Genomic DNA, 24,919 nt, shown 5'->3' on the forward strand with positions numbered 1-24,919 from the left:
GACCGGCCGTGCCCCGGACCCGGAGGACGACCTGCCCACCCTGCTGGCCGCGATCCGGGCCGGGCACCCGGTGCGCCGCCGTACTCGAACCCGAGGCCCCAAGGCCCCGAAGCCCCGAAGCCCCGAAGCCCCGACGGCAGCGTCCGCGCCTACGCCGAGTGCAACGCGGCCACCACGGTCATCCGCCCCACCCGCCGCGCCGGCAGCACGGCAGCGGCCAGCCCGACCAGTACCGTCAGCCCAAGTGCCGCCAGTACCAGGGGCACCGGCGCGCCGCCGATAGTCCCCACCGTGGAGGTGACCGAGCGCGCAGCCGCCCAGCCGTAACCCCGCCCCAGAGCGGTGCCGGCCAGCGCTGCGGCGAGCGAGAGCAGCAGCGCCTCCAGCGTGAGCATCCGGCGCAGCTGCCGGCGTGACATCCCGATCGCGCGCAACATGCCGATCTCACGGGCGCGTTCGCTGACGCTGAGCATCAGGGTGGCCGCCACGCCCAGCCCGGCGATCGCGACGGAGAACGACAGCAGCACCATCGTGATCTGCGTCATCCGGTCCAGCAGCGACCGCAGGTCCTGCGCCTGCGCCGCCGTGTCGGTGACCACGACCTGCGGATAGTCGGCCAGCGCCCGGTCCATCGCCCGGCGGGCGGCGAGCCGGTCGGTGCCCTCGGCCAGGCTGACCCAGACCGTGGTGACGGCCGCACCGGGGACGATCCGCTCCAGGGTCGCCGGCGTCACCAGCAGGACGGCCCCGCTCTGAAGCGTGAACGGCAGGCTGCTGCGCTTCGGTTCGATCCGCAGGCTGGTGCCGGCCCGTCCCGGGGCCGTGATCCGGTGTACGCTCTCACGCCCGTCGGCGAGACCGCTGAGCGCAGCCCCGCCGGCCAGTGCCCGGGCCCGGCCGACCCCGTCGGCACGGGAGTTGAGCCGGGTCGGGTCGACGGACGCCACCAGCGTGCCGTGTCCGTCGACGTCCACGGTGGCCGAGCGGACCGGCGTGACGGCGAGCCCGCGCTGCTCGCCGAGCGCGGCGAACGCCCCGGCGGGCAGCGCGCGCCCGCCGCCGACGGCAGCCGAGAAGACGGCGGGCTGGCGTGCGGAGACCACCGGCACCAGCGAGTTGGAGGTGATCTCAAGTGCGGTGACGGCGCCGACCATCACCGTGACCCCGAGCAGAAGGGCCGACCCGGTGGCGCCGGTCCGGGCCGATTGAGCCGCAGCTGTTGTGTGGCGAGCCGTCCGGCAGTGCCGCCGAGCCGGCGGGCCGGGCCACCGAGCGCGGCCACCACGGCGGGCAGCAGCCGGTGGCTGAGCCGCAGCACCCCGAAGAAGCTGCAGATCGCGCCGAGCGTGACGGCGAGCAGCGACAGCGGCGGCGGTGCCACCACCCCCAGCACCAGCGAGGCGACACCGGCCAGCAGCAGCACCACGGACCATGCCGCCGCACGCAGCCGGGCCACTGTACCGACCGTGCCGTACGCACCGCCGAGCGCGGCCACCGGTGGCACTGCGGAGGCCTTCTTCGCCGGTCCGCGGACGGCCAGCAGCGTGAGCAGTACCCCGAACAGGCCGGCCAGCACGCAGGTCAGCGGGGACGGCAGCAGCCGCAGGTGCACCGGCCCGAGGTCGGCGGTCCGGGCCAGGGCCGTCGCGGCCGCGCAGAGCCCCACCCCGAGCAGCACCCCGGCGGCCGATGCTCCCATGCCGAGCAGCAGGCCCTGACGGAGGATCAGCCGGCGGATCTGAGCCCGGTCGGCACCCACGCAGCGCAGCAGGGCGAGCTGACGGGTGCGCTGTGCCAGCACGACGGAGAAGGTGTTGCTGACCACCATTCGTGCCACCGCGAGCGCGATCAGTACGAAGGACAGTGCGGCGATCAGGACCACGCCGTAGAGGGTCCTGCTCTGCCGGGTCGCCGCGGCCACGGACGCCTCCCGGGTGCGGACCTCTGGTCCGTCGCCGAGGGCGGCGCGTAGCGCCTCGGTGGTGTGCGACCGGGAGGCGCCGGACAGGAGCCGGACGTCCAGCTGGGCCGCGGTGACGGCGGCGGCGTACCGTTCCACCGCGCCGTCCGGGACAGCGACGATCGGATGCCCGGCGAAGCTGGGCGCGCCGCGGCCGTCCAGGGTGCCGACCAGCCGGGCGGTGGTGGTTCCGCCGTCGGCACGGGTCAGCCGGACGTCCGAGCCGGGCGCGGCGTCGATCCGCCGCGCGGTGTCGGTGTCGAGCAGCACCTCGCCGGGTGCGCCCGGCCACCGCCCGTCCTTCAGCAACTGCCAGCGCAGCGCCGGATCGGCGGCGCGACCGCTGTCACTATCGCGGCGTCGTCGAGTGGCCGCCCGTCCGCGGTCAGTAGTCCGCCCCGGCCGGTCAGCCGCAGCGCCACCCCGGCAACCCCGGCCACCTGCCGGGTCCGGGCGGCCGTGGCGGCGTCCACCCCGCCCTTCACCACTGGTCTGGTCACCTGAACGTCGCCGGGCCCCACCTCGGCTGCCGCGGTCTGGCTGAACGACTCCACCAGCGCCCCACTTCCACTGACCGAGGCGATCAGGAAGGCCACCCCCAGCGCGATCGCGGCCCCACTCAGAACCAACTGCCGCAGCTGCCCGCGCAGCTCGGCCACTGTGTATCGGTACGTCGTCATCATTCCTCAGCTCACCAGCCCCTGAGCAGCGGTGATGTGTGGTCAGGGAGATACCTGGTGGCACTCGCGGTCGTCGCCGGCCTCCCGGTGGTGGTGGCCCGTGCGTTCGACGGCCTGGTGCGCACCTGGCGCTTCACCGACCTCCGCCACGGCGAGGAGAGGTCCGACCTCTACCGGGTGCGCTCGGTGGCGCCGGTCGGCGGCGGTGGGCTGCTGGTCGGATTCGGCGCCGAGCTGGCTCTGCTCACCTGGCGGAACGCCGGTTAGGCGCGGGCGGCCCGTGGCGAGAGCGCTGCCGCGGTGCCGGGCGCGTGGCAGCGGCGGCCCCGGTCATCGTCCGGACCGCCGCCGTTGAGACGATGGCGCAAATCGTGGGATGTCCGTCGTTGACGCCATCACCGGAGTCCCAGCAGGCTGAGGACGTGCAACAACGCCGCATCGTCTTCGTGGTCTTCGATGGCTTCCAGTCACTGGATCTCGTCGGCCCGCACGACGTGTTCCAGTACGCGGATTCGCTCTCGGGCGGCTACGACTGCCGGATTCTGGCGCCGAGCGCCGGCGCGGTCCGGTCGGCCAGCGGCCTGCCCGTGCACGCCGGGTACGGTGTGGCCGATCTCGACCCGTGCGGAATCGACACCCTGGTGGCGGTGGGCGGCAGTGGGGTCGACCGGGCGGTGCGGGACGGTGCGCTGACCGAGTGGGTCGCCGCGGCCGGGGCGACCGCCCGCCGGGTCACCTCGGTATGCAGCGGGGTGTTCCTGCTGGCGGCCGCCGGGCTGATCGAGGGCCGCCGGGTCACCACCCACTGGGCCCGTGCGGAACAGCTCGCCCGGGAGCATCCGGATCTGCGGGTGGACTGCGACCCGATCTTCATCAGGGACGGGAGGGTGTGGACCTCGGCCGGGGTGACCGCCGGCATGGACCTCGCGCTCGCCCTGGTGGAGCACGACCTGGGCCGCGACACCGCCCACGCCGTCGCCCAGGAGCTGGTCCTCTTCCTGCGCCGACCCGGCAGCCAGTCGCAGTTCAGCGTGCCGCTGTGGTCGCGCCAGCCGTCCAGCGACCCGATACGGGCCACGGTGGCGGCGATCCACGCGGATCCCGGCGCCCGGCACGGCATCACCGACCTGGCCGTCCACGCGGGTCTGAGCCCCCGTCACCTCCAGCGCCGGTTCACCGCCGAACTCGGCACGCCTCCGGCGAGCTACGTGGAGCGGGTACGCGTGGAGGCGGCCCGGCGGGCCCTGGTCGAGGGTGACGACCCCGTCGAGGCCATCGCCCACCGGTACGGCTTCGGTACCGCGGAGACGCTGCGGCGCGCCTTCCACCGGCAGGTCGGCATCGCGCCGTCCGAGTACCGGGACAGATTCCGATCCATCAGGGAGTACGCATGACGACCTACGGACTGCTGTTGTTCGACGGAGCCGAGGAGCTGGACCTCGTCGGCCCCTGGGAGGTGTTCACCTCCTCCGCGATGATCCGGGACCAAGGCGACACCGCCGTACTGATCGCCGAACGGCCGGACGCCGTCCGCTGCAACAAGGGCATGCGGGTGCTGCCCGACCACACCTTCCACGACCACCCGCCGCTCGACGTGCTGCTGGTACCGGGTGGGAACGGCACCCGCACCGAGGTGTCCAACCCAGTACTCGTCGAGTGGATCCGCAAGACCTCCGCCCAGGCCTCCTGGACCACTAGCGTCTGTACCGGAGCCCTGCTGCTGCACGAGGCCGGCCCGGCCCGTGGCCGCCGGGTGGCCACCCACCACGCCTTCGAGGACGCCCTGGAGGCGCGCGGGGACATCACGGTGGTCCGCGAGGCACGCTATGTGGTCGACGGTGAACTGGCCACCAGCCAGGGGGTGTCCGCGGGTATCGACATGGCGCTCTGGTTGGTCGGCCGGCTGCACGGCCGCGACCACGCCCGTGCCGTACGCCGCTACATCCAGTACGAGCCCGCCCCGCCGTACCTCGCCGACGAGCCGGTGGCCGTCTGAGGAGCGAGACGCGGCAACACCGCCCGGGGCCGGCCTGATCGGGGGACGGGTCGGCCCCTCGCCGCGCTGCGCAACGGGGCAGCGTCGCGGCCCCGGGTGCACGTCGGCGGGGACCCGCTCACGCCCAGGGCAGCGCGGCGCGGGTCCGCCAGTACTCCTCGGCGGGCTGGGCGAGCTCAGCGAGCCCGCCCAGGTCACCGGGGGCGAGGTCGAGTCCGGCGGCGGTGAGGTTGGAGGCCAGCTGCTCCGGGGTCGCGGCGCCGGAGAGCACGAGGTCCGCCCACGGCTGGGCAGCGGCGGCGGCCAGCGCGAGGGCGTCGCAGGACGCGCCGGTGCGGGCGGCGAGGGAGCGCAGCGCGGCGGTGTCGGGACCGGTGGCGTAGCGGTCGGCGAGGCGGCCGTTGGCCATCCCCTCCTTCACCACCACCAGCCACCCCGCGGTGTGCGCCTCGGCCAGTGCCGGCCCGGCGGACGGCTCCAGCAGGTTCCAGGTGGCCTGGACTGCGGCGAACAGCGGCCGGCCGTCCACCGTCACCTCCAGCGCCGCCCGTACTGCCTCGCCCTGTGCCGGGCCACTGGTCGACAGGCCGATCCGGAGGCCCTCCGCCGCCAGTTCTGCCAGCCGTGCCTGCAACGCCTGATCGGTCAGCGCCGGGCTGTCCGGGGTGACCGAGTGCACCAGGTACACGTCCAGGTGCCGGCCCAGCAACGCCCGGCTCTCCTTGACCTGACGGTCGAACACCGCCACCGAGTGCTCCTTGACCTCGTGCGCAAACACGCCGGAGGTCCGCCAGTCGGCGGTGTAGGTGTAGCCCCACTTGCTGCCCACCACCACCTCGGCCGCTGCCTCGGGCCGGGCCGCCAGCCACTCGGCGACGAACTCCTCGGCGCGGCCGTAGGACCGGGCCGTGTCGAAGTACCGCACCCCTGCCGCGTAGGCGGCGTCGAGCAGTTCGTGCGTCCGCTCGCGCATCGCCTCGACGGTCCGCTCGGCCGGCAGGTCGAGGTCGCGCCCGAGCGTGATGTACCCGGGCCGTCCGACGGCGGCCGTGCCGAGGCCGAACCGCGCGAGGGGCGAGCTGACGGAGGGTCCGGTGACGGGTGCGGCCGGCATGCTGAGGGTCCCTTCGGTCGTTCCATCGGGCGAGGTCGGCCCACCCGCACCGGAACCCTATCCGCCGCCCCGCCTCCGCCCCGGACCGGCCTGATGCTTCGCGGACGACACCGCCCGCCAGGCCGTGTCGAGCATCCTGAAGAGCTGGCTGGTGTTCGTCCGGGTGCTCTGCGTGGACTGGCTCGCCAACGAGACCTGCAGCCGCACCGAACTGCGCGATGCCTGCATCGGTGCCGTACTGGGCGCCATCCGACCACTCCTCGCCACCGATCCCGCGCCCGACTGGTCCAGGTAGCCGTTGTCAGGCGCTCCTGCCGGCACCGTCCGATGACCGGCTGAAGCCATGGGATTTTCCTGACCGGATCCCGCTGGACTCGCACTGTCGGCCGGCCGACCGCAAGGGCGGCCCTGTCGCGACTTCGACTGCCGGTCTCGGCAGACACCAACTCCGCCGCAGTCACAGCTTGATAACGTCCAGTCAGCTCTCTGGATGTGACATTGCACATATCACATCATGCTCCCCATGAGAAAAGTCATCTCCCTGCTCTCAGCAGCCGCGGCCGTCGCCGCCCTCAGTGGAGCGCCCGCCGTCGCGTCCGACGATGCCGCGCCCGAGGACACCGGGCAGGGGAAGCTCATCTGGAGCTCCTGCAACGACAGCACCACGCCCGCGCTGCAGTGCGCGATGCTCGACGTTCCGGTGGACTACGCCCACCCGCACGGCCCGAAGATCAAGATCAAGGTGAACCGGCTCCCCGCCACCGCGCCCAGGGACAAGCAGCAGGGCCCGATCCTGCTCAACCCCGGCGGCCCCGGGGACTCCGGCCTCTGGATGCCCGCCTACATCTCCGGGCAGATTCCGAAGGACGTCGCCTCGACCTACGACTGGATCGGCTTCGACCCGCGCGGCACCAACGGCAGCGAGCCCCATGTCGTCTGCGACGCCCACTACTTCGACGCCGAGCGGCCCGACTACCAGGTGAGCCAGGGCACTTCGAAGGCCTGGCTGGCGAAGGCGGCCGGGTACGCCGCCGACTGCGCGGCCGACTGGTCCTGGCTGCTGCCGCACATGACCACCGTCGACAACGCGCGTGACATGGACAGCATCCGGCGGGCACTCGGCGTACCGAAGATCAACTTCTACGGCGGCTCCTGGGGCACCTCGCTGGGCTCCACGTACGGCCAGCTCTTCCCCTCGCACGTCCGGCGGATGGTACTGGACAGCATCGTCGGCCCGACCATCAGCTGGTACGACCACAACGTCCTGCAGGACAAGGAGCACCAGCGCCGCTTCGACGCCTTCGCGGCCTGGACGGCCAAGGCCGACTCGGTCTACCACCTGGGCACGGACGCCGCCGCGGTCGAGAAGGCGTACCACCAGGTCGAGGCCGCCCTGCGGACCAGCCCGGTGGACGCCGCCCCGGCCCCGGGCAAGATCGGCCCGGCCGAGTTCGAGGACACCTTCTACGGCGGCGGCTACAACTTCCTGCGCTGGCCCCGGATGGCCACCGTGCTCTCGGCCTACCTCACCCAGCACGACACCCGGCCGCTGAACATCGCCTACAGCCGCTACGCGGCGCCCGGCGCCGACGACGGCACCTTCCCGGCGTACAACGCGGCGCAGTGCACCGAGAACGCCTGGCCGCGTGACTGGGAGTTCTGGAAGAAGGACCAGGCCAAGGTCAACGCCACCGCGCCCTTCTACACCTACAACAACATGTGGTACAACGCGGCCTGCATGTTCTGGCCCTACCAGGGCAACCCGGCGGGCCGGACGAAGATCACCGGCAAGGGCCTACCGCCAGTCCTGCTCTTCCAGGCCACCGAGGACGCCGCCACCCCGTACCAGGGCGGGCTCGCCATGCACGACGCGCTGCCCGGCTCCAAGCTGGTCGTCCAGACCGGCGGCAGCTTCCACGAGATCCTCTTCCACGGCAACGCCTGCCTGGACGACACCTTCACCGCCTATCTCCGCGACGGCAGCCTCCCCAAGGGCAGCGGCCGCATCGCCAAGACCTGCGCCCCCGAACCCGATCCCGCCCCCGTCTACGTGACCCCGACCCTCACCGCCAAGTCCGCCACCGCCACCGGCCTCCTCCCGCCCACCGACCCCGAGGCCGTCCACGGCGTCCTCCGGTGACCAACCAGCCACAACCCGGCGGCCGTTGGCACCTGGCCGACGGCCGCCGACCGTCTCGGGCGGCCTGGATACCGTGCTCTTCGAGTCCGGTACCGACAGTAGGCAGAGCGGACAGCGCAGCTTGACAGATCCTCGGCCCGAGCGTAGCCCGGAGTCAGAAGCACCTGAGGCGCGTCACGCAACACGATCGAAAGGTGACGCTCATGAGTGTTAAGAAATTCGGTGCCGCGCTCGCCTCGGCACTTGTGATCGCAGTTGTCCCGCTTACGTCAGCCGCTGCCGCGCGGCCCGTGGTGCATGACGCCAGGGCGGTCGCCGCCGCCCCTGCCGGCGGATTCCATCAGACGATCTGCAAGGCGCACTGCCTGGGCTGACACCGAGTCCCGGCTCCGACAGTCGCGACAACAGCTGACCGCCTCAAGTGCACTGGAACGGGGCAGAGTCGATCGGGCCCCGTTCTTCCGCAGGTCCAGACCGCAACACCGGTGTGAATCCCGGTGCGATACTCGCCCTGAAAGCGACGACCTCATACGACCTCATACGGGGGTCGTCACCGCCACGTACTCACCTCCGGCCGGATCCGGGGCAGCGACCACGGCTCCAGCGCACCGCCGCTCACCAACTCGGCAAGTAACTGCACGGCTCCGCCGGCGTAGTGCCACCAACAGCCGCTGCGCGAGGCAACGGTGACCCGCCACTCCTCCGGTCCGCCACCGCCGGTGGACCACAGGAAGAGGTCGCCCCGGGTTGGATGAAGCCCAGGGCAACAGGCCGCCCTGCGCGGGATGGGGACGGAGCGGTACCGCCGGATCGGCCTCCTCGGACCACTCCGCGACCATCTCAAGCTCGTCCCAGGTGGCCTGCGTCCAAACCTGCTCCTCCCCGGGCTCGGAACCTGCGACTCCCAGGAAGTCACCGAGCGCGAAAGCCGGGTACAGCTCGCAGAGCAGCCTGTAGTCGGTGGGCAGGACCGTACCCATCCCGGTCTCCACCTCCGACCAGTCGATATCCAGCGTCCGCGGAAGGCGGATCGCCGCGAGGCCGGGCACGGCGCGTTCCGGTTCCGCGAGCGCCTCGGCGGGATCCGTCAGACGACGCAATGGACGCTGCATACCGATGAGAACGTCCGAGCCAGGCGGAAGATCGCGTGACTGACCGGTCCACCTCCGGCCGCGGCCGGCACCGGAACCGCGGCTTCCCGCCCCGCCTCCGCGGGGCCCCTCTCGACCTCCGGCATGGACGGCATCATCCCCCCACCCCTTACCTGCTTGAGCAACTTAATCCTAGCCCCTCCCCTACCCTCAGAAGGGCTGACCCGGCTGCCGCGCGGAGACTCCGGCACACGACCCAGTGATGCACATCACATCTGACCACAGGAATGGATTTCAGCGATTTACTTGTTCGGACAGGCAACTGCTCGAGTACGGCAAACCGGGCCGCAGAGCATCCCTTCTCCGAGGAAGAGACCATGACCACTGCTTTCGATTCGATCGTCCTGGGTGGCAAGCGCGTGGCCAACCGCATCGTGATGGCGCCGATGACCCGCAGCCGTGCCTTCGGGCCCGCCGGCGAGCCGACCGAGCTGATGGCGACCTACTACGCGCAGCGCGCCAGTGCCGGGCTGATCGTCACGGAAGGTACCCAGCCCTCGCCCGTCGGCCAGGGCTACCCCGACACCCCGGGCCTGCACTCGCCCGGGCAGGTGCGGGCGTGGCGGACGGTGACCGAGGCGGTGCACGCCGAGGGCGGCGTGATCTTCGCGCAGCTGATGCACACCGGCCGGATCGGCCACCCCAGCCTGCTGCCCGAGGGCCTGGTGCCGGTGGGCCCGTCCGCGGTCGCCGCGAAGGGGCAGGTCTACACCCACGACGGACCGAAGGACTTCGTGACGCCGAAGGAGCTGAGCGAGGCGGAGATCCGGCAGACGATCACGGACTTCGCCGACGCGGCCCAGCGCGCGATCGAGGCCGGGTTCGACGGCGTGGAGATCCACGGCGCCAACGGCTATCTGGTCCACCAGTTCCTGTCCACCAACGCCAACCGGCGCACCGACGCCTGGGGCGGCACGGTCGAGGGCAGGATCCGCTTCGCGGTGGAGGTCGTCACGGCCGTGGCCAAGGCGATCGGCAGCCACCGCGTGGGCCTGCGGATCTCGCCCGGAAACCCGTTCAACGACATCGCCGAGGACAACCCGGGCGAGGTCTACCCCGCCCTCCTGCAGCGGCTCGCCGGCCTGGACCTGACCTACCTGCACCTGATGGAGGGCCCGGACCGCGACCTGACCGCACTGCTGCGCGAGATCTGGCCCGGCACGTTCATCCTCAACCCGTTCACCCACCCCGACGCCACCGGGCCCCAGGCGCTGGCGCTGCTCGAGGACGGGACCGCGGACATGATCGCCTACGGTGCGATGTTCCTCGCCAACCCTGACCTGCCCCGCCGCCTCGCCGCCGACGGCCCGTTCAACACCCCGGACCCGTCGACCTTCTACGGGGGCGACCACCGCGGCTACACGGACTACCCCACCCTCGATGCCCTCGTCTGAGTCTCCACCGGCGCCCCGCCGGACCAACCCCGGCGCGGGGAGTGCTCGCCGCCGCACGCGTCGAGCACTCCCCACCCGAAACCGCGGCCAGCGGTGGCCCGGTGGGGCACCGGCTGCTCGGTCAGGCGCCGACGTAGGCCGCGAGGTGCTCGCCGGTGAGGGTGGAGCGGGCGGCGACGAGGTCCGCGGGTGTGCCCTCGAAGACGATCCTGCCGCCGTCGTGGCCGGCACCGGGGCCGAGGTCGATGATCCAGTCGGCGTGCGCCATCACCGCCTGGTGGTGCTCGACGACGATGACCGACTTGCCGGAGTCGACCAGCCGGTCGAGCAGGCCGAGCAGTTGCTCGACGTCGGCGAGGTGCAGGCCGGTGGTCGGCTCGTCGAGGATGTACACGCCGCCCTTCTCGGCCATCCGGGTGGCCAGCTTGAGCCGCTGCCGCTCACCGCCGGACAGCGTGGTGAGCGGCTGGCCGAGCGTGAGGTAGCCGAGTCCGACGTCGTTGAGCCGGCCGAGGATGCGGTGTGCGGCCGGCGTGCGCGCCTCGCCGGCGCCGAAGAACTCCTCGGCCTCGGTCACCGGCATCGCGAGCACCTCGCTGATGTCGCGGCCGCCGAGGTGGTACTCCAGCACCGATGCGTCGAAGCCCTTCCCCTCGCACTCCTCGCAGGTGCTGGCGACGCCTGCCAGCATCGCCAGGTCGGTGTAGACGACACCGATGCCGTTGCAGTTGGAGCAGGCGCCCTCGGAGTTGGCGCTGAACAGCGCCGGCTTCACGCCGTTGGCCTTCGCGAACGCCTTGCGGATCGGGTCGAGCAGCCCGGTGTACGTCGCCGGGTTGCTCCGTCGGGAGCCGCGGATCGCGCTCTGGTCGATCGACACCACTTCCTCGCCTGCGGGGAGCGACCCGTGGACCAGCGAGCTCTTACCGGAGCCGGCGACGCCGGTGACGACGGCAAGCACCCCGAGCGGGATGTCGACGTCGACGTCGCGCAGGTTGTGCGTCGTCGCGCCGCGGATCGGAAGCGTACCGGTGGGCTTCCGAACCGTCTCCTTGAGGGCGGCCCGGTCGTCGAGGTGGCGGCCGGTGATGGTGCCGCCGGCCCGCAGCCCCTCGACGGTGCCCTCGAAGCAGACGGTGCCGCCCGCACTGCCGGCACCGGGGCCGAGGTCCACGACGTGGTCGGCGATCGCGATCACCTCCGGCTTGTGCTCCACGACGAGCACGGTGTTGCCCTTGTCCCGCAGCCGCAGCAGCAGGTCGTTCATCCGCTGGATGTCGTGGGGGTGCAGGCCGGTGGTGGGCTCGTCGAAGACGTAGGTGACGTCGGTGAGCGAGGAGCCGAGGTGGCGCACCATCTTGACGCGCTGCGCCTCACCGCCCGACAGCGTGCCCGACGGCCGGTCGAGCGAGAGGTAGCCGAGCCCGATCTCCACGAACGAGTCGAGGCCGTGCCGCAGCTTCGCGAGCAGCGGCGCCACCATGGGGTATCCCCTGCTCGAAGAGCTCGGCTCGTCCAGGCCGCGGATCCATCCGGCCAGGTCGCTGATCTGCATCGCGCACGCGTCGGCGATGCTGATCCCGTCGATCTTCGACGACCGGGCGCCCTCGCTGAGCCGGGTGCCGCCGCAGTCGGGGCAGGTGGCGAAGGTGACCGCACGGTCCACGAACTCCCTGATGTGCGGCTGCATCCCCTCCCGGTCCTTGGCGAGCATCGACTTCTGGATCCGCGGGATCAGCCCCTCGTACGTCATGTTGATGCCCGCGATCTTCATCCTGGTCGGCTCGCGGTGGAGGAAGTCGTGCAGCTCCCTCTTGGTGTACTCGCGGATCGGCTTGTCCGGGTCGTAGAGGCCCGACTCGCTGTAGAGCCGGTGGTTCCAGCCGCCCGCCTTGTAACCGGGGACGGTGAGCGCACCCCCGGTGAGCGACTTGGAGTCGTCGTAGAGCTGGGTGAGGTCGAGGTCGGAGACCGCGCCCCGGCCTTCGCAGCGCGGACACATGCCGCCTGTGCGGGAGTAGGTCGCCTTCACGGCCTTGCGGGCACCGCGCTCGACGGTGATCGCACCGCTCGCCCGGACCGAGGGGACGTTGAAGGCGTACGCGCTGGGCGAGCCGATGTGCGGCTGCCCGAGCCGGCTGAAGAGGATGCGCAGCATCGCGTTGGCGTCGGTGACGGTGCCGACCGTGGAGCGGGGGTCGGCGCCCATCCGCTGCTGGTCGACGATGATCGCGGTCGTCAGCCCTTCGAGTACGTCGACCTCGGGCCGCGCCAGTGTCGGCATGAAGCCCTGTACGAAGGCGCTGTAGGTCTCGTTGATCAGCCGCTGCGACTCCGCGGCGATCGTGTCGAACACCAGGGAACTCTTGCCCGAGCCGGAGACGCCGGTGAACACCGTCAGCCGGCGCTTCGGGATCTCGACGCTGACGTCCTTGAGGTTGTTCTCACGCGCGCCGTGCACGCGGATCACCTCATGGCTGTCGGCGGCGTGCGGCGCGGGCGAGGGCGTGTCCGTCCTCGTGGGCATGCTCATCGTCTCTCCATCTGTGAGGCGGGCCGCCTGCGCGGTCTCCGTCGGCGTAACCTGGCCCGACCCGACCGGCGTCGAGCAGCACGGCTGGTTCTCCTCCGTCGGCGCGGTCGCGGCCACGGTAGCCGTCCACCCGATCGGCGATGCCGACCGGGGTCACGCTCGGCGCGGGAAACCACACGGAAGCCCGCCACCTCGACCGGATGCCCCGCATCGCAGCCTGGCGGCGGTCCGTCCCGTGCACGGCCCCGGTCAGGCCGGATTGTCCTTCAGCCAGCGCAGCACCTGTTCGGCGTGCTCGTTCGGCGGGAAGATCGGATAGAAGACGTGCTCGATCACGCCGTCACGGATGATCAGCGTGATGCGCTTGTAGAGCGTCTCTCCTCCGGCGTCGAAGGTGGGCAGGCCGATCGTCGCAGCGAGACGGAGACCGGTGTCCGAGAGCATCGCGAAGGGCAGCCTAAGACGGCCGACCACCTCCTGCTGGTATCCGGTCTCCTGGCTGGACAGGCCGAACACGCGGGCTGCTCCGACGGCGATCAGGTCGTCATGGTGGTCGCGGAAGTCGCATGCCTCCGCAGTGCATCCGCGCGCCCCGGGGATGTTGTCCCAGCCGTCCGGCATGTCCCGGTCGGGCCGGCCCGTGAGCGGGTAGCAGTAGACGACGGAACGGCCCTCGCCCAGCGCTCGCAGCGCGACGGTGCCACCGGCGGAACTCGGGAGGTCGAGGTCGGGCACCGTCGAGCCCGCGAGATGGTCGGCCGCGCCGTCGTCCTCGGGGACTGGCAGGCCTACGGGAAGCCGGCTCGGGTCACTCACGGTGTACTCCTTCTCGCCGGGGCGACCGGCGCTGCTGTTGCGGTAGGCGGCGTCCCGCAGATGCCGGACGAGCGCCGCCCGACGGGCGGTCAGTGCCTCGATCCGCACGGTCAGGTCTTCGATGGCGTCCCGGTAGCCGGCCAACGAGGACGGGCAGTCGTCCGCCTGGTCCCGGCCCGCGGCCAGGCATTCGAGAAACGGGCGTGTCCGCTCGACCGGGATCCCCAGTCGGTTCAGCGCTCGGGTTTCGGCCACCATCCGGGCGTCATGCTCGGAGTAGTCCCGGTAGCCGTTGGCGAGCCGGGCAGGCCTTATCAACCCCAGGGCCTCGTAGTAGCGAACCGTCTTCGCCGTCACACCTGCGCGTCGCGCGACTTCACTGATCTTCACGTCACCACCCGCGAACCAACCTAAACCTTGCCCCTGGGGGCAAGGTCAAGCGCCGCCGGCGGTTGCCGGATGATCGCCCGGCCGCTCGCCCGAGGGCGAGCCCTCTTCAGCCACTCACCGCACCGCTGTCCCCACCGGCGGGTTCGTGCAACCCCGGCCGTCGCCGAACGGCCCGCAATGCAGACGCGACCCGGCCCGGGCCCGCCGAAACCACCACCCCCGGCTGCGGCAGAGCGTGTCCCGGGCGGTGGGTTGATCGTTGAAGGCACCGACTCACGTCCGCGGACCGGTCGTTCGCCGCCCCGTCTGCCGCCCCGCCTCCGCACGGGTACCGGTGAGCTCCTGCACCCGGCCCCGCCCCGGAAAGGACCGGCCCATGAGTGACGATCTCCTCGACCTGGCCATCACCACGGCAGGTGGCCGCGAACTCTGGAGCACCCTGGTCGGCCACTACAGCAGCCGCCACAAGACCTTCGACGGCCTGCTCGTGGCGACCCGCCGCCGGGTCTTCCGCCGCACCCCGGACAACAGCGTCAACCTCAGCCTGCCATCCATCACCCTCGACATCCACGACGTCGAACTGCTCCGCTCCGGCAACGAACAGGCACAGCCATGACCACGCACACCGCCGTCATCGACCACCCCGCCCGGCGCCTCGTCGTGGCGCTCCCCCGGCCCTATGACGAAGCCCGCGAGCACTACGAGACCTTGGTCCCGGAGGCTGATCTCGCCCGTTTCTTCCAGCTGGCCTCCTGGCCGGCCACGCTCGAACTCGCCGAGATCAACGCCCCGCACGGGTTCATGCGCTACTACCGCAGCGACATCACCGCCGTGATGGCCGGATCGGCGTCCCTCTGGAAGACCACCCAGTACATGATGGGCAACCACACCATCGCCGAACGCATGTTCCGCCACGACCCCTCGGTCATGCTGCACGCACCACTGCGGACCCTGCTCTACGCCGACCCCGACGGCGACACCAAACTGGCCGTCGATCAGCCCAGCCTGCCGTTCGCCAGCTACGACAACCCGCGGATCGCCGACGTCGGCCGCGAACTCGACGCCCTCCTCGCCCAGTTGATCACGCTGCTCGGCGGGGACGTGCCCTCGCAACTGGCTACCTGACCCGCCCGGCCCGACCTCCCATGACCGGGCCGACCCTGCGCAGCCGACAGGGCCGGCCCTGCACCACTGCCAGGGCCGGCCCTGCACCACTGCCAGGCACACCCACGGCCCGCTCGGCGCCGCGCATGATGCGCGACCGGTCAGGCCGGGAAGGGGCGTCGCCCGGCGCCGTGAGTTGCGGTCGTGGTGCTCACGGCTGGCGGGAGGGTGCCGCCGCGGTGAGGCGGTCCAGTGAGAGGTCGGCCGCCGTGCTCGGCAACGGGGCACCGGAGTGGAGGTCGCGGATGATCTCTCCGGCCACCGGTGCCTGGCACAAGCCGTGGCCGGAGAAGCCCGCCGCGTACAGGAAGGGCCGGGAGGGAGCCCGGCCGATCAGCGCGGTCCCGTCCGGGCTGCCGTCCCACGCACCGGTCCACCCCGGGCGCAGGCCGATGCCCGCCAGCGGCGGATAGGTGGCGCCGAGCCGGCCCGACAGCCGTTGCAGCCAGGACTCCCGGGGTTCGTCCGGGCGAGGCCGGCCCATCCCGACCAGGATCCGGTCCTCCCAGCCCCTTACCCGCAGGCCGGAGGCCGCGTGCAGGGTCAGCGGAATCTCGGGCCGATCGGGCAGCTCGTCGGTGAGGAGCAGTTCGGTGGGGTGTCCGGTGACCGGGAGGTCGACACCAGCCATCGCAGCGACGGGTTGCGACCAGGGGCCGGCCGCGCAGACGATGCTTCCGGCGGTGATGCTGCCGTGCGGGGTGCGGACGCGGCCGTCGGGGTCGATCCCGGTGACGGAGGTGGCGGTCCGCAGCACGGCACCCGCGCGCTGTGCGGCGGCGGCGTACCCGCGCACGATCGCCTGGGGGTCGCACACGTAGGCCTCGGGCGCCCAGGCGGCTGCCAGGATGTCGCGCTCGCCGAGCAGCGGGTTGAGCCGTACCGCGTCTGCCGCGGTCACCAACTCGACGTCCACGCCCGCCGCGTGCTGTGCGGCCTGGTCGGCACGGAAGTTCCGTACCTGGTGCTCCTCGGTGAACAGCACCAGGAAACCGACGCGTCGCAGACCCACGTCGGCGCCGGTCCGTTCCGCGAAGTCGTGGTAGGCCGCCATGCTGCGCACGGCGAGCCGGCCGTTGGCGGCGTCGCCCGGGAAGTAGGTGCGCAGGACTCCGGCGGTAGCCCCTGACGCGCCCGATCCGGGCGTGGCCTGCTCCAGCACCACGGTACTGACGCCGGCTTCGGCCAGATGGAAGGCGACCGAGGTACCGATGACCCCGGCTCCGATGACGAGGGCCTGGGTGTGTTCGGGAAGGGTGCTCACGGGCGGCCGACCGCCTCGGGCTCGCGCACCTGGCGCAAATGGTCCCCGGTCTCCCAGGGGAACAGGTGCAGGTTCCAGCCGCCCAGGCAGTTGACGTACAGGGCCATGTGGTTCGCCACGGCCAGGAGATCACTGCGGTCGATGTGGTCCAGGCAGGACAGGAAGCGCTGGGTGAAGGCCCACAGCTTCTCCAGGCCGCAGTAGCCGAGGAACTCGGCCGGGGTGGCCACCAGGAGGCGTGCCATCAGGCGCAGGGAGTCGAGCGGCATTCCCGCGACGGCTGCCCGGACCAGGCCGCCGTAGGAGGCGTAACCCAGCGGTCGGGTCTCGCCGTTGGCGAACAGCAGGGTGGGCAGGACGGTATCGAAGCTGCCGGCTCCGGAGGGAATCCGACCCTGGTGCAGGCCCGCGAGCTCGGCCGGTGCCGACAGCCAGATCAGCTCGGTCTCGGCGTGCAGGTCGCGGATCAGGGCGTCGGTGGTGCCGTCGGCGGCGATCAGGCGGGGAATGCGGTGGCCGCCCGGCTGGCCGGCCCGACGGACCTCCGCCAGCAACGGCTCCTTGGTCTTGTAGACCGCGTCCCAGACCGCGTGTCCGGCCTCGACCAGGTCCTTCAGCTCCGCCGACCGGACCCGCCCGATCGGGGAGGCGGCCATCGGCTCGGTCAGGGTGCCGTACTTGATGCCCAGATGCTGGAGTTGGGAGCAGAACACCGTCCCGTCGGGCACCTCGCGCCGGTCCACCCGGTACGACGCGGGCAGGTGCAGCAGGGAGGGGACCGGCGCGACGTGATAGAGGTGGTGGCCCGCGATCAGCGCGTGTCCCTGCAGACTGCGGTACGGCAGCGCGTCCCACAGGGCGTCGGCCAGTGCTTCGTTGCGGTCGTCGAGCTCTGCGGTGACGGTGATGTCCAGGGCGGGCCAGACGATCTCGATCTGGCGGCCGGATAACGCTTCTCCCATGTCCGTCCTCTTCTTCTCATGGCAGCGCAACCAGGCACTGCAGCTGGGTGGTTGGCCCGGAAGGGCCGGAGGCGGGCGGGCCGAGGGGAAACCGCCTGGCCTGGCCGGTCATCACCGGCGCGGCCGTCGGTCGTTCGGTGCTCACGCGATCGCGGGGCAACTCGCTCGCCACACGCACCTGTTGCCCCCCTTGGCGCAGGCATCCCGTTGACATGTATACGTCCAATCATTCGACGACACCACGCGCCGGCCCGGTTGGTGCGTACTCTGACCGAAAATCCATGCCTCCGGCTCGAATCCGACCTCGCGCCACGCTTGCGCCCGGCCAGCGCGCGGGGCGAGCTCGTGAACCATGGCGAAGGGGCGCAGCAGGGTGGACCCGCGTCCTCAGCAGGGTGCCGCCGCAGCGGCCCGGTTGAGCTCGGCAGCCGGAAACGGGGTCCGCTTGCTCTCCTTGAGCAGCCGGTGGTGGAACCCGTCCAGGACGACCGCGGCCCGGGCGTTCCGATCGATGATCCCCGCGATCCCGGACGCGACGCCCTCGGGCCGACGGCCCGCGATCCAATCCCGCAGGAACGTCCCGGCTTCCGTACCGCCGTGCAGACGGTCGATGAGGTGGTGGCGGATCAGATGACCGGCGGTGTAGTGGCGGTCATACGCGAAATGGTCGGAGAGGAACTCCCGTTCCGCCGGCGAGAGCTCGAAGCCGGTGCTCAACGCGAGCCCGAAGTCCGCGAAGTAGAGCAGCCGGCCATCGGTCAGGATGTTGCGGAAGTGGGCGTCGAAGTGCACCAGCCCACGGGAGCTCATGAACCCGGTGCCACGCGCCAGGGCCTCCTCCGCCCATGTGTACAGCGTGCCGTCCGTGCCCGCCGCCTCGGTGTGGCGGTGGTCGTGCAGCCATGCGCCGAGCGTCTGCGGCACGTGCTCCAGGAAGAGCACCAGGCTGGAGGAGGACCGGCCGATGGCCTCCAGCCGTTCGCGTACGGCCTGCGAAGCCTCCCAGTGTGCGACGGCGCCGTCGATGCCGCCGAACTCGTCCGCGAACCCGTCGGGAGCGGAGTCGGGCAGGACGCGCCAGTGGTACATCAGCGGAAAGCCCTCGTACTCCCTCTCCAGGACCCAGTTGGTGGTCATGGTGTGCACCGCCAGTTCCCGCCAGGCGCCGAACCCCGCCGAGCCCACGCCGTACTGGTAGAACATCGGCAGGTGGAAGAGGTTCGCCGTCGACCGCACGTTCTCCGACCGGGTCTCGACGTCCGTCAGCGGGACCCTCTTCACGAAGACCCGTGTCCCGTCGACGTCCAGTTCCGCCGATCTGCCGCCGATACCCGACCCGAGGGGAGAAGCGGTCGCCACTGCCTCGCCGAGCCGTCGATCGCTCAGCAGGGACAGGCTGGTGGCCACGGTCCCGTAGGCATCGAGCCGCGCGGCGTACGGGCACTCGGACTGACGCATCGACAACTCCTCGGGGCCCGGACCAGGACGTCGTTGAACATGCGGACGGAGTCGACTCTATCCGCCGAGGTCGGCTCCCTTGCCGCGGACCGATGCGGTGCTCACCGCGCGAACGGGTCGCGCCCCGAACCGGCCGCTCGGCACAGCCGGACGTCCGGGCGGCCGGACACCACCCGAGCACCCGAGAAGCCACCGCCCGGCCGAACGGCCGGCAGCGGGCGCGCCGCCCCGCTGTCGGACCCCTGCCCTATGCTCGCTCCGCAGCACACGATCGAGGAAAGTACAAGTCATGGCGCATACGGCAGTTGCATGATCCGGCCACCGGCAAGGCCTGGCACACCAGTTGCCAGGGCGACGTGGTCGAGCTCGTTTCCGGTGCACCGGGCCGGGAACGGCGCAGCGCGAAGGCCATGGACGGCGCGGAGGCAGCCGTCGCCCATGCGCAGAAGCAGGAATGGGCACGGCTCAGGAAGGGCTTCGTGCTCAGCGACCCGTCCGCCGCTGCGGGTCAGCCGGTGATGCACCGCTATCTCGGGCCTTCGTACACCGGCGCGATGGTGGCCGAGGCGGTGGAGGGCCGGCTGCTGTGCAACCGGTTCGACGACACCGGTCAGCGCGACCGCCTGCTGCTGGTCGCCCAGGACGGCAGCCTGGCGGACAGCATCAGCCTGCCGCCCAACCGGCTGGCGTGGCAGGCCCGACCAGCGCTCTTGCGAGCATTGGTGGGGCAGTTGGCGTTGCCCCGCTGCCACGCATCAGCCGCACGGTGGCGGATGTTGCGGGAGCCGTTGACATCCGCATGCAGCCGTACACCGCAGGCTCGGCACGCGAACGTGGCCTGGTCCACTCGGTTCTGCTTGTGGGTGTGCCAGCAGGCGGAGCACTGGCGGGAGGTGTGGGCCGGGTTGACGTGCGCGAGAGGCACGCCGGCGTGCTGGGCCTTGTACTTTCGCCGCCCGGTTGCAGGCGCGCAGCGTGGCAGCGAGCGCGTCCGCCTGATACGGCGACGGCTCCAGTTTCACCTGCACCACGATCTTCACGTGACAGATCGTAGTTAATGCGTCACGCTTGGGCCAAATCCGCGGCCAAACTTGCGGAGTGATGCTCCGTCGCTCCGCGACGAAGACCGAAGGAGCCGATTCCTCCCGGGGCTGAAGCCCCCGGGCTTCCTCGGCGGAATTAGGTGAGATGCCGGACCACTCCTGATCTTGTACCCGGACCGCTACTGTCAGTGCGGGAGGTATCGCGATGTCAGAACCACGGCCCTGCCCGGCCTGCGCGGGCCAGAGAGGCACCGAGAAGGTGCAGCACACCTACGAACGCGATGAGCAGGGGAACACGGTGGCCCTGGAGAACCGCTACTGGTCGCCGTGCACCACATGCGGAGGAGCCGGGGTGGTGACGGGATGAGGCTCGTCTTCGTCTGCCAGGAGTGCACGATCGCCTATCTGCCGCCCGACGGCCTGCGGTACGGGGACGGCACGGCTGCGAGCAGCGTCTGGTGCTCCGCCTGCCAGGCCGTGATGACCGAGCGGGGCATCGAGGAGCCGGCTGAACTCGCCGCCGTCGCCGTGATCATGGCAGTACGGGCGATGCGGGCGGCGCTTGCAAGTCGCATGGGGAGCGCCGGGACCCACCCCGATCGGCGCCCGTCCCGCCCCGCACGCACCAGCCGGGGCCGCGTCAGACCTGCCGGCGCCCGCACCAGGCTCGGGTAGCGCGACGCGGCCCGGCAGATGCCGGTGTTTCCCGATGAATGCACGGTGCCGCCTTCCCCGATCACGCTCGACGTGCGCAGGCTCGTCCCCGCCGGTCGGGCTTGTGAGCTGTCCGGCAATTCCCCGGCGTCGCCCGGGACTTACCGCTGCTGGCGGACCGCTGGCTGCCGACTGCCGGCTGCCGACTGCCGGCTGCCGGCTGCCGACGTCATGGTGTCACCACGGGGATGCCGTCCGGCCGGCCTGCGAGCAGCGCGGCCAGGTGGTCGGCGCAGCCGAGGGCGGCTTCGGCCATGGCGCTCCTGGTCATGCCGGCGATGTGCGGGGTGAGCAGGGCGTTGGGGAGACCGAAGAGTGGTGAGGCGAAGGCGGCGTGCTCGTGGACGAAGGTGTCGACGGCGGCGGCTGCCAGCGGATGCGCTGGGGCGCGCAGTGCGTCGGCGAGTGCCTGCTCGTCGACGATCCCGCCTCGGGAGGTGTTCAGCAGGACCGATCCCGGCTTCATCAGCGCCAGTTCCTTCCGGCCGATCAGCCCCCGGGTCTGCGGGGTGAGCGGCAGGTGCACCGACACCACGTCGCTGGCGGCCAGGAGGGCGCCGAGGGATTCGGTCCGGCGCACCGGCGCACCGCTCGGGTGCCGTGAGAAGCCCTGGACGGCCATACCCAGGCCCGTTGCCCGGCCTGCCAGCGCCAGGCCGATCCGTCCCAACCCCACGATTCCCAGGGTCAGTTCCGACAACTCGACCGCGGGAGTGGCCGGCGTGCTCCAGCGGCCCTGGTGCGCGGCCTCGTTGTGCGCCGGCAGGTTCCGGGTCAGGGCGAGCAGCTGGGCCAGGGCGAACTCCGCGACCGCGTTCGCGTTGGAGCCCGGCGTGTGGGTGACGGTGACACCGTGGCGGGCTGCGGCGGCCAGGTCGACGTGGTCGGTGCCCGCCCCGGCCCGGCCGATCACCCGGAGCCGGTTGGACAGTGCGGGATCGGTCGCGGCCGCGAGGAGGCCCGCTCGCAACGGGACGCCCGCACGGGACTTGACCGCGTGGTAGCCGCGTCCGTCCCGGACGATCTCGGCGATCAGGGCCGGCTCGTCGAAGACGTCGAGATCGGTGAAGTCCACCCGGCCCGTCCACGCCACCCGCGCGCTCACCCGGTCGGCCACCCGCCGCAGGTTGAGCGTGACGGCCAACCCGTGCCCCAGCAGGCGCTCCAGCTCACGATCGAGCAGCCGCCCGGGAGCCGCGTCGAGCAGCAGTACCCGCGTCCCCATGGATCCCCCTGTCCCTGACTGCGGACCTTACGGGATCCGGGGCCGGCGGCCAATGGGTGCCAAGCCGTTGCCGGTCCCGTGCCGGGGCACACCCCGCCGGGCTCACGGTCGGCAGCGAAGACTTTTTGACACCGTTTCTCGCGCACGATCTGGCGGCGCTCCGCCCGTGGAGCGCCGCTTACTGATCTTGCTTGGGAATCGGTCGGTTCTTGGTCATCATCACTCGGGATGCTTGACCAATTTTGAAATCTGGTCATACAGTCTTTGTCGTGAGCGATTCTCAACGACTGTCCACCGGCTCGGACGCACGTCGGCTGCGTGCCGAGCGGATCCTCGATGCCGCCACCGAGTTGCTTCAGATGCACGGGTACCGGCGGGTGTCGGTCGACGATGTGGCCCGGCGGGCCGGGGTCGGCAAGGGGACGATCTACCTGCACTGGAAGACGCGCGAGGCGTTGTTCTGGGCGGTGCTGCAGCGCGAGTCCATGCGCTTGTTCGACCGGTTGATCGCGGTTCTGTCCCAGGAGCCTGATTCGGCGCTGCCACATCGGCTGATGCGGGCGATCTTTCTTGGTGTCGTCGACCGGCCCCTGGTGCAGGCACTGCTGCTGTCTGACGCCGAGGTGTTGGGCAACCTCGCCAAGGACGAGACGGTCGCCGGCGCTCAGCGCGAGCTGGCGGGGAATCCCAATTACCTGGAACTTCTGCGCGGGCAGGGACTACTGCACCCAGACCTGGACACCGAGGCGGCCGGTCACGTCCTCGGCAGCATCATGGGCGGTTTCCTGACCAGCGAAGTGCGCGGTGAACACGCCGGGCTTTCGTTGGAGGAGCGCGCTGACCTGCTGTCAGGAGTGCTCCAGCGTGCGCTGGAGGCCGAGGGCCCCAAGCCGCCTGGGGCGGTCGCCGCACTCAACGCCCAGGTCGTCGCGATGTTTACCGCGATCACCGACACCCAGCGCGCCCAACTGCAGCGCGCATACCAGTAGGAGGAACATGTCCATCACACGGACGTCGCCCGGGCGCCGGGCGGCATCCACGGCCCGGGGCCCAGGGGGACGATGGTGGGCGCTGGCCGCGCTCACCATCAGCATCCTGGTGGTCGCCCTGGACAGCAACGTGCTGGTGACCGCCTTACCCACGCTGTCGCTCAAACTCGACGCGTCCACCAGCCAGCTTCAGTGGATCACGGTCGGGTACACACTCGCCTCGGCGGGCCTGCTGCTGCCGGCCGGCAAGCTGGGCGACCGGTTCGGCCGACGCGCCACCTTGCTGATCGGTCTCCTCCTCTTCGGCGCCTCCTCGATCACCGCGAGCCAAGTGACCACTGCTGGCGAGCTCATCGCGACGCGGGTGCTGATGGGGGCCGGCGGAGCGATGATCATGCCGATGGCGCTGGCAGTGCTCCCGGTGCTCTTCCCGGAGCCGGCAGAACGCGGTCGGGCTGTCGCGGTCACCGCCATAGGCACCATGCTCGGGCTGCCGCTGGGCCCGCTGCTCGCCGGGTGGCTGCTCAACCACTTCGCCTGGGGCTCGATCTTCCTCATCAACGGGCCGGTCGTCGTGCTCGGCCTGATCGGTGTCGTCCTGTGGGTGCCCGAGAGCAAGGACCCGTCGGCGTCACGGGTGGACTGGAGCGGCGCGCTGTTGTCGGCGGCCGGCGTGACGGCGCTGGTGTACGGCATGATCGAGCAACCGATACGGGGGTGGGACGCGCCGGTACAAGGCGGACTGATCGGCGGCGGTGCGCTCCTGGCCTGCTTCCTGGTCCGGCAGTTGCGTGCCGACTCACCGCTGATCAACCTTTCGCTGTTCGCCAGTCGCGGCTTCACCTGGGGGTCCGCAGCCTTCGCGGTCACCAGTTTCGCTTTGAGCGGCGCGCAGTTCGTGCTGACGCCCTATCTCCAGGTAGTGCAGGGCAGCGACGCCCAGGGCACCGGGCTGCGGTTGCTCCCCCTGATCGCTGCGATGCTGGTGGGGGCAGCGCTCGGCGAGAAGGTGCTCGCCCCACGCCTGGGGCCGAGGGTCTTGATTCCCCTCGGGATGCTGGTCAGCGCGGCCGGTCTCGGCGTCCTCACCCGTGCCCCAGCCGGGGGCGGGTACGGCCTCGCCGCCCTGGCACTGATCGTTTTCGGTTTCGGGCTCGGCCTCGTCTTGCCGCTGTCGGTGGACACGGTGCTGGCGTCCCTGCCCGCGGAGCAGAGCGGGGTCGGCAACGCCATGTCCCGCACTCTCCAAGGCATCGGTGTCGTCTTCGGCTCCGCGGTACTGGGCAGCGTGTTGAACGGCGGCTACCGCGCACAACTCACCGGCACCCTGCGCACCCTGCCCGACACCGCCACGAGCCCAGCCAGGTCCGGTGTGGCCGGCGCCCATGACGCCGCCCGGCACCTATCCGCAACGGACGGCCGACAGCTCATCCATGCAGCAGACCACGCCTACGTCCACGGCATGACCCAGGCCGCATCCCTGACTGCCGGCCTACTCGCCGTGTGCGCCCTGCTGGTCGTGGCCCTGCTCCCCGGACGCAGGCGGGACCATCGTGATCCACTCGCCCCGTCAGTGACCCCGACCGGCGGTTGATCAACCTGGACGAAAGGGCGGCCGAAACCATTGCAGCTGGTTTCGGCCGCCCCTACCACTGTACGGGCAACGTCGCTTGCCCAAACATGGCTTGGGTCGGTGGATCGGCGGTCGATGGATCGGTGGATCGGCGGGTGGCAGAGCGGTGGGCCGGCGGGTGAAGAATCGGTGGTCCGGCCGGATGGGCCGGTGGTCATGCGGCTGGCACCCGGACATCGTGCGCCGCGGCCGATCGGACGGGCCCGCCGACGCAGTCGTCAACTCCTGGCGTTTCCAGCGGACTTGCCAGGCCGGCGGGGCGGCTCGTACGACTTGGGCGATGGTCGGCCCAG

General features: G+C 71.2%; 22 protein-coding genes and 1 pseudogene. 13 read left to right on the forward strand and 10 right to left on the reverse strand.

Annotation, left to right across the window (positions count from 1 at the left end):
- Positions 1-149: 149 nt before the first annotated feature.
- Genes ACWDAK_RS34220 through ACWDAK_RS34230 form a run of 3 tightly spaced genes read right to left on the reverse strand, consistent with a single transcriptional unit; the run spans position 150 to position 2,640 of the window.
- Positions 150-1,154, reverse strand: a complete 1,005-nt coding sequence (locus ACWDAK_RS34220; protein WP_427395710.1) for an ABC transporter permease — start codon at positions 1,152-1,154, stop codon at positions 150-152.
- Positions 1,154-2,269 (reverse strand): FtsX-like permease family protein, encoded by a 1,116-nt coding sequence (locus ACWDAK_RS34225; RefSeq protein WP_427395711.1) that lies wholly within the window; start codon positions 2,267-2,269, stop codon positions 1,154-1,156. Before ACWDAK_RS34225 ends, ACWDAK_RS34220 begins: the two co-directional genes overlap by 1 nt.
- A complete protein-coding gene (locus ACWDAK_RS34230) occupies positions 2,263-2,640 on the reverse strand; it encodes a hypothetical protein (protein ID WP_427395712.1) in 378 nt (125 codons plus the stop codon). The genes ACWDAK_RS34225 and ACWDAK_RS34230 overlap by 7 nt, the downstream gene beginning before the upstream one ends.
- 57 nt (positions 2,641-2,697) lie before the next feature.
- Here ACWDAK_RS34230 and ACWDAK_RS34235 point away from each other — a divergent pair, with 57 nt between their 5' ends.
- The 3 genes from ACWDAK_RS34235 to ACWDAK_RS34245 all read left to right on the forward strand — a co-directional run bounded on the left by ACWDAK_RS34235 (position 2,698) and on the right by ACWDAK_RS34245 (position 4,636).
- Positions 2,698-2,907 (forward strand): hypothetical protein, encoded by a 210-nt coding sequence (locus ACWDAK_RS34235; RefSeq protein ID WP_344640411.1) that lies wholly within the window; start codon positions 2,698-2,700, stop codon positions 2,905-2,907.
- A 155-nt stretch (positions 2,908-3,062) separates the two neighbouring features.
- Positions 3,063-4,034, forward strand: a complete 972-nt coding sequence (locus ACWDAK_RS34240) for a GlxA family transcriptional regulator (protein WP_344640410.1) — start codon at positions 3,063-3,065, stop codon at positions 4,032-4,034.
- Positions 4,031-4,636 (forward strand): DJ-1/PfpI family protein, encoded by a 606-nt coding sequence (locus ACWDAK_RS34245; RefSeq protein WP_427395713.1) that lies wholly within the window; start codon positions 4,031-4,033, stop codon positions 4,634-4,636. The genes ACWDAK_RS34240 and ACWDAK_RS34245 overlap by 4 nt, the downstream gene beginning before the upstream one ends.
- A gap of 118 nt (positions 4,637-4,754) precedes the next feature.
- On the opposite strand, the gene ACWDAK_RS34250 is transcribed toward ACWDAK_RS34245, so the two are convergent.
- Positions 4,755-5,750, reverse strand: coding sequence for an aldo/keto reductase (locus ACWDAK_RS34250; protein ID WP_344640408.1), 996 nt, complete (start codon positions 5,748-5,750; stop codon positions 4,755-4,757).
- Between the two features lie 100 nt (positions 5,751-5,850).
- On the opposite strand from ACWDAK_RS34250, the pseudogene ACWDAK_RS34255 reads away from it, so the two are divergent.
- The 4 genes and pseudogenes from ACWDAK_RS34255 to ACWDAK_RS34270 form a co-directional block, all read left to right on the forward strand.
- Positions 5,851-6,045 (forward strand): annotated as a pseudogene (locus tag ACWDAK_RS34255) (TetR/AcrR family transcriptional regulator); the annotation flags it as partial.
- Positions 6,046-6,273: 228 nt separating this feature from the next.
- Positions 6,274-7,890, forward strand: coding sequence for an alpha/beta hydrolase (locus tag ACWDAK_RS34260; RefSeq protein WP_427395714.1), 1,617 nt, complete (start codon positions 6,274-6,276; stop codon positions 7,888-7,890).
- A 203-nt stretch (positions 7,891-8,093) separates the two neighbouring features.
- Positions 8,094-8,264 (forward strand): hypothetical protein, encoded by a 171-nt coding sequence (locus ACWDAK_RS34265; protein ID WP_344640406.1) that lies wholly within the window; start codon positions 8,094-8,096, stop codon positions 8,262-8,264.
- 1,094 nt (positions 8,265-9,358) lie between these two features.
- Positions 9,359-10,435 (forward strand): alkene reductase, encoded by a 1,077-nt coding sequence (locus ACWDAK_RS34270; RefSeq protein WP_344640405.1) that lies wholly within the window; start codon positions 9,359-9,361, stop codon positions 10,433-10,435.
- A 121-nt stretch (positions 10,436-10,556) separates the two neighbouring features.
- Here the strand turns inward: ACWDAK_RS34270 and ACWDAK_RS34275 are convergent, their stop codons facing one another.
- Both ACWDAK_RS34275 and ACWDAK_RS34280 read right to left on the reverse strand, forming a co-directional pair.
- Positions 10,557-12,968, reverse strand: coding sequence for an ATP-binding cassette domain-containing protein (locus ACWDAK_RS34275; protein WP_427395715.1), 2,412 nt, complete (start codon positions 12,966-12,968; stop codon positions 10,557-10,559).
- Positions 12,969-13,217: 249 nt separating this feature from the next.
- Positions 13,218-14,174, reverse strand: coding sequence for a MerR family DNA-binding transcriptional regulator (locus ACWDAK_RS34280; protein ID WP_427395716.1), 957 nt, complete (start codon positions 14,172-14,174; stop codon positions 13,218-13,220).
- 376 nt (positions 14,175-14,550) lie between these two features.
- Here ACWDAK_RS34280 and ACWDAK_RS34285 point away from each other — a divergent pair, with 376 nt between their 5' ends.
- Both ACWDAK_RS34285 and ACWDAK_RS34290 read left to right on the forward strand, forming a co-directional pair.
- Entirely contained in the window at positions 14,551-14,790 is a 240-nt protein-coding gene (locus ACWDAK_RS34285) for a hypothetical protein (RefSeq protein ID WP_344640402.1), read from the forward strand.
- A complete protein-coding gene (locus ACWDAK_RS34290) occupies positions 14,787-15,299 on the forward strand; it encodes a DUF302 domain-containing protein (RefSeq protein ID WP_344640401.1) in 513 nt (170 codons plus the stop codon). Before ACWDAK_RS34285 ends, ACWDAK_RS34290 begins: the two co-directional genes overlap by 4 nt.
- A 190-nt stretch (positions 15,300-15,489) precedes the next feature.
- Here ACWDAK_RS34290 and ACWDAK_RS34295 read toward each other — a convergent pair whose 3' ends face one another.
- The 3 genes from ACWDAK_RS34295 to ACWDAK_RS34305 all read right to left on the reverse strand — a co-directional run bounded on the left by ACWDAK_RS34295 (position 15,490) and on the right by ACWDAK_RS34305 (position 19,022).
- Positions 15,490-16,602 carry an NAD(P)/FAD-dependent oxidoreductase gene (locus tag ACWDAK_RS34295; RefSeq protein ID WP_344640400.1) on the reverse strand — a complete coding sequence of 371 codons (1,113 nt, stop codon included), beginning with the start codon at positions 16,600-16,602 and terminating at the stop codon, positions 15,490-15,492.
- A complete protein-coding gene (locus ACWDAK_RS34300) occupies positions 16,599-17,564 on the reverse strand; it encodes a cucumopine synthase-related protein (RefSeq protein WP_344640399.1) in 966 nt (321 codons plus the stop codon). The genes ACWDAK_RS34295 and ACWDAK_RS34300 overlap by 4 nt, the downstream gene beginning before the upstream one ends.
- A 387-nt stretch (positions 17,565-17,951) precedes the next feature.
- Positions 17,952-19,022, reverse strand: a complete 1,071-nt coding sequence (locus ACWDAK_RS34305; RefSeq protein WP_427395717.1) for a protein kinase family protein — start codon at positions 19,020-19,022, stop codon at positions 17,952-17,954.
- A 305-nt stretch (positions 19,023-19,327) separates the two neighbouring features.
- Here ACWDAK_RS34305 and ACWDAK_RS34310 point away from each other — a divergent pair, with 305 nt between their 5' ends.
- Both ACWDAK_RS34310 and ACWDAK_RS34315 read left to right on the forward strand, forming a co-directional pair.
- Positions 19,328-20,080, forward strand: a complete 753-nt coding sequence (locus tag ACWDAK_RS34310; protein WP_427395718.1) for a hypothetical protein — start codon at positions 19,328-19,330, stop codon at positions 20,078-20,080.
- A 348-nt stretch (positions 20,081-20,428) separates the two neighbouring features.
- A complete protein-coding gene (locus ACWDAK_RS34315) occupies positions 20,429-20,740 on the forward strand; it encodes a hypothetical protein (protein ID WP_344641303.1) in 312 nt (103 codons plus the stop codon).
- Positions 20,741-20,948: 208 nt separating this feature from the next.
- Here ACWDAK_RS34315 and ACWDAK_RS34320 read toward each other — a convergent pair whose 3' ends face one another.
- Positions 20,949-22,004, reverse strand: coding sequence for an NAD(P)-dependent oxidoreductase (locus tag ACWDAK_RS34320; protein WP_344641302.1), 1,056 nt, complete (start codon positions 22,002-22,004; stop codon positions 20,949-20,951).
- Positions 22,005-22,273: 269 nt separating this feature from the next.
- On the opposite strand from ACWDAK_RS34320, the gene ACWDAK_RS34325 reads away from it, so the two are divergent.
- Entirely contained in the window at positions 22,274-22,993 is a 720-nt protein-coding gene (locus ACWDAK_RS34325; protein ID WP_344641301.1) for a TetR/AcrR family transcriptional regulator, read from the forward strand.
- 7 nt (positions 22,994-23,000) lie between these two features.
- Complete coding sequence (locus ACWDAK_RS34330) at positions 23,001-24,587, forward strand: MFS transporter (RefSeq protein WP_427395719.1); 1,587 nt, start codon at positions 23,001-23,003, stop codon at positions 24,585-24,587.
- The last annotated feature ends 332 nt before the right edge of the window (positions 24,588-24,919 follow it).

It is taken from the genome of Kitasatospora sp. NPDC001175, assembly GCF_053598215.1.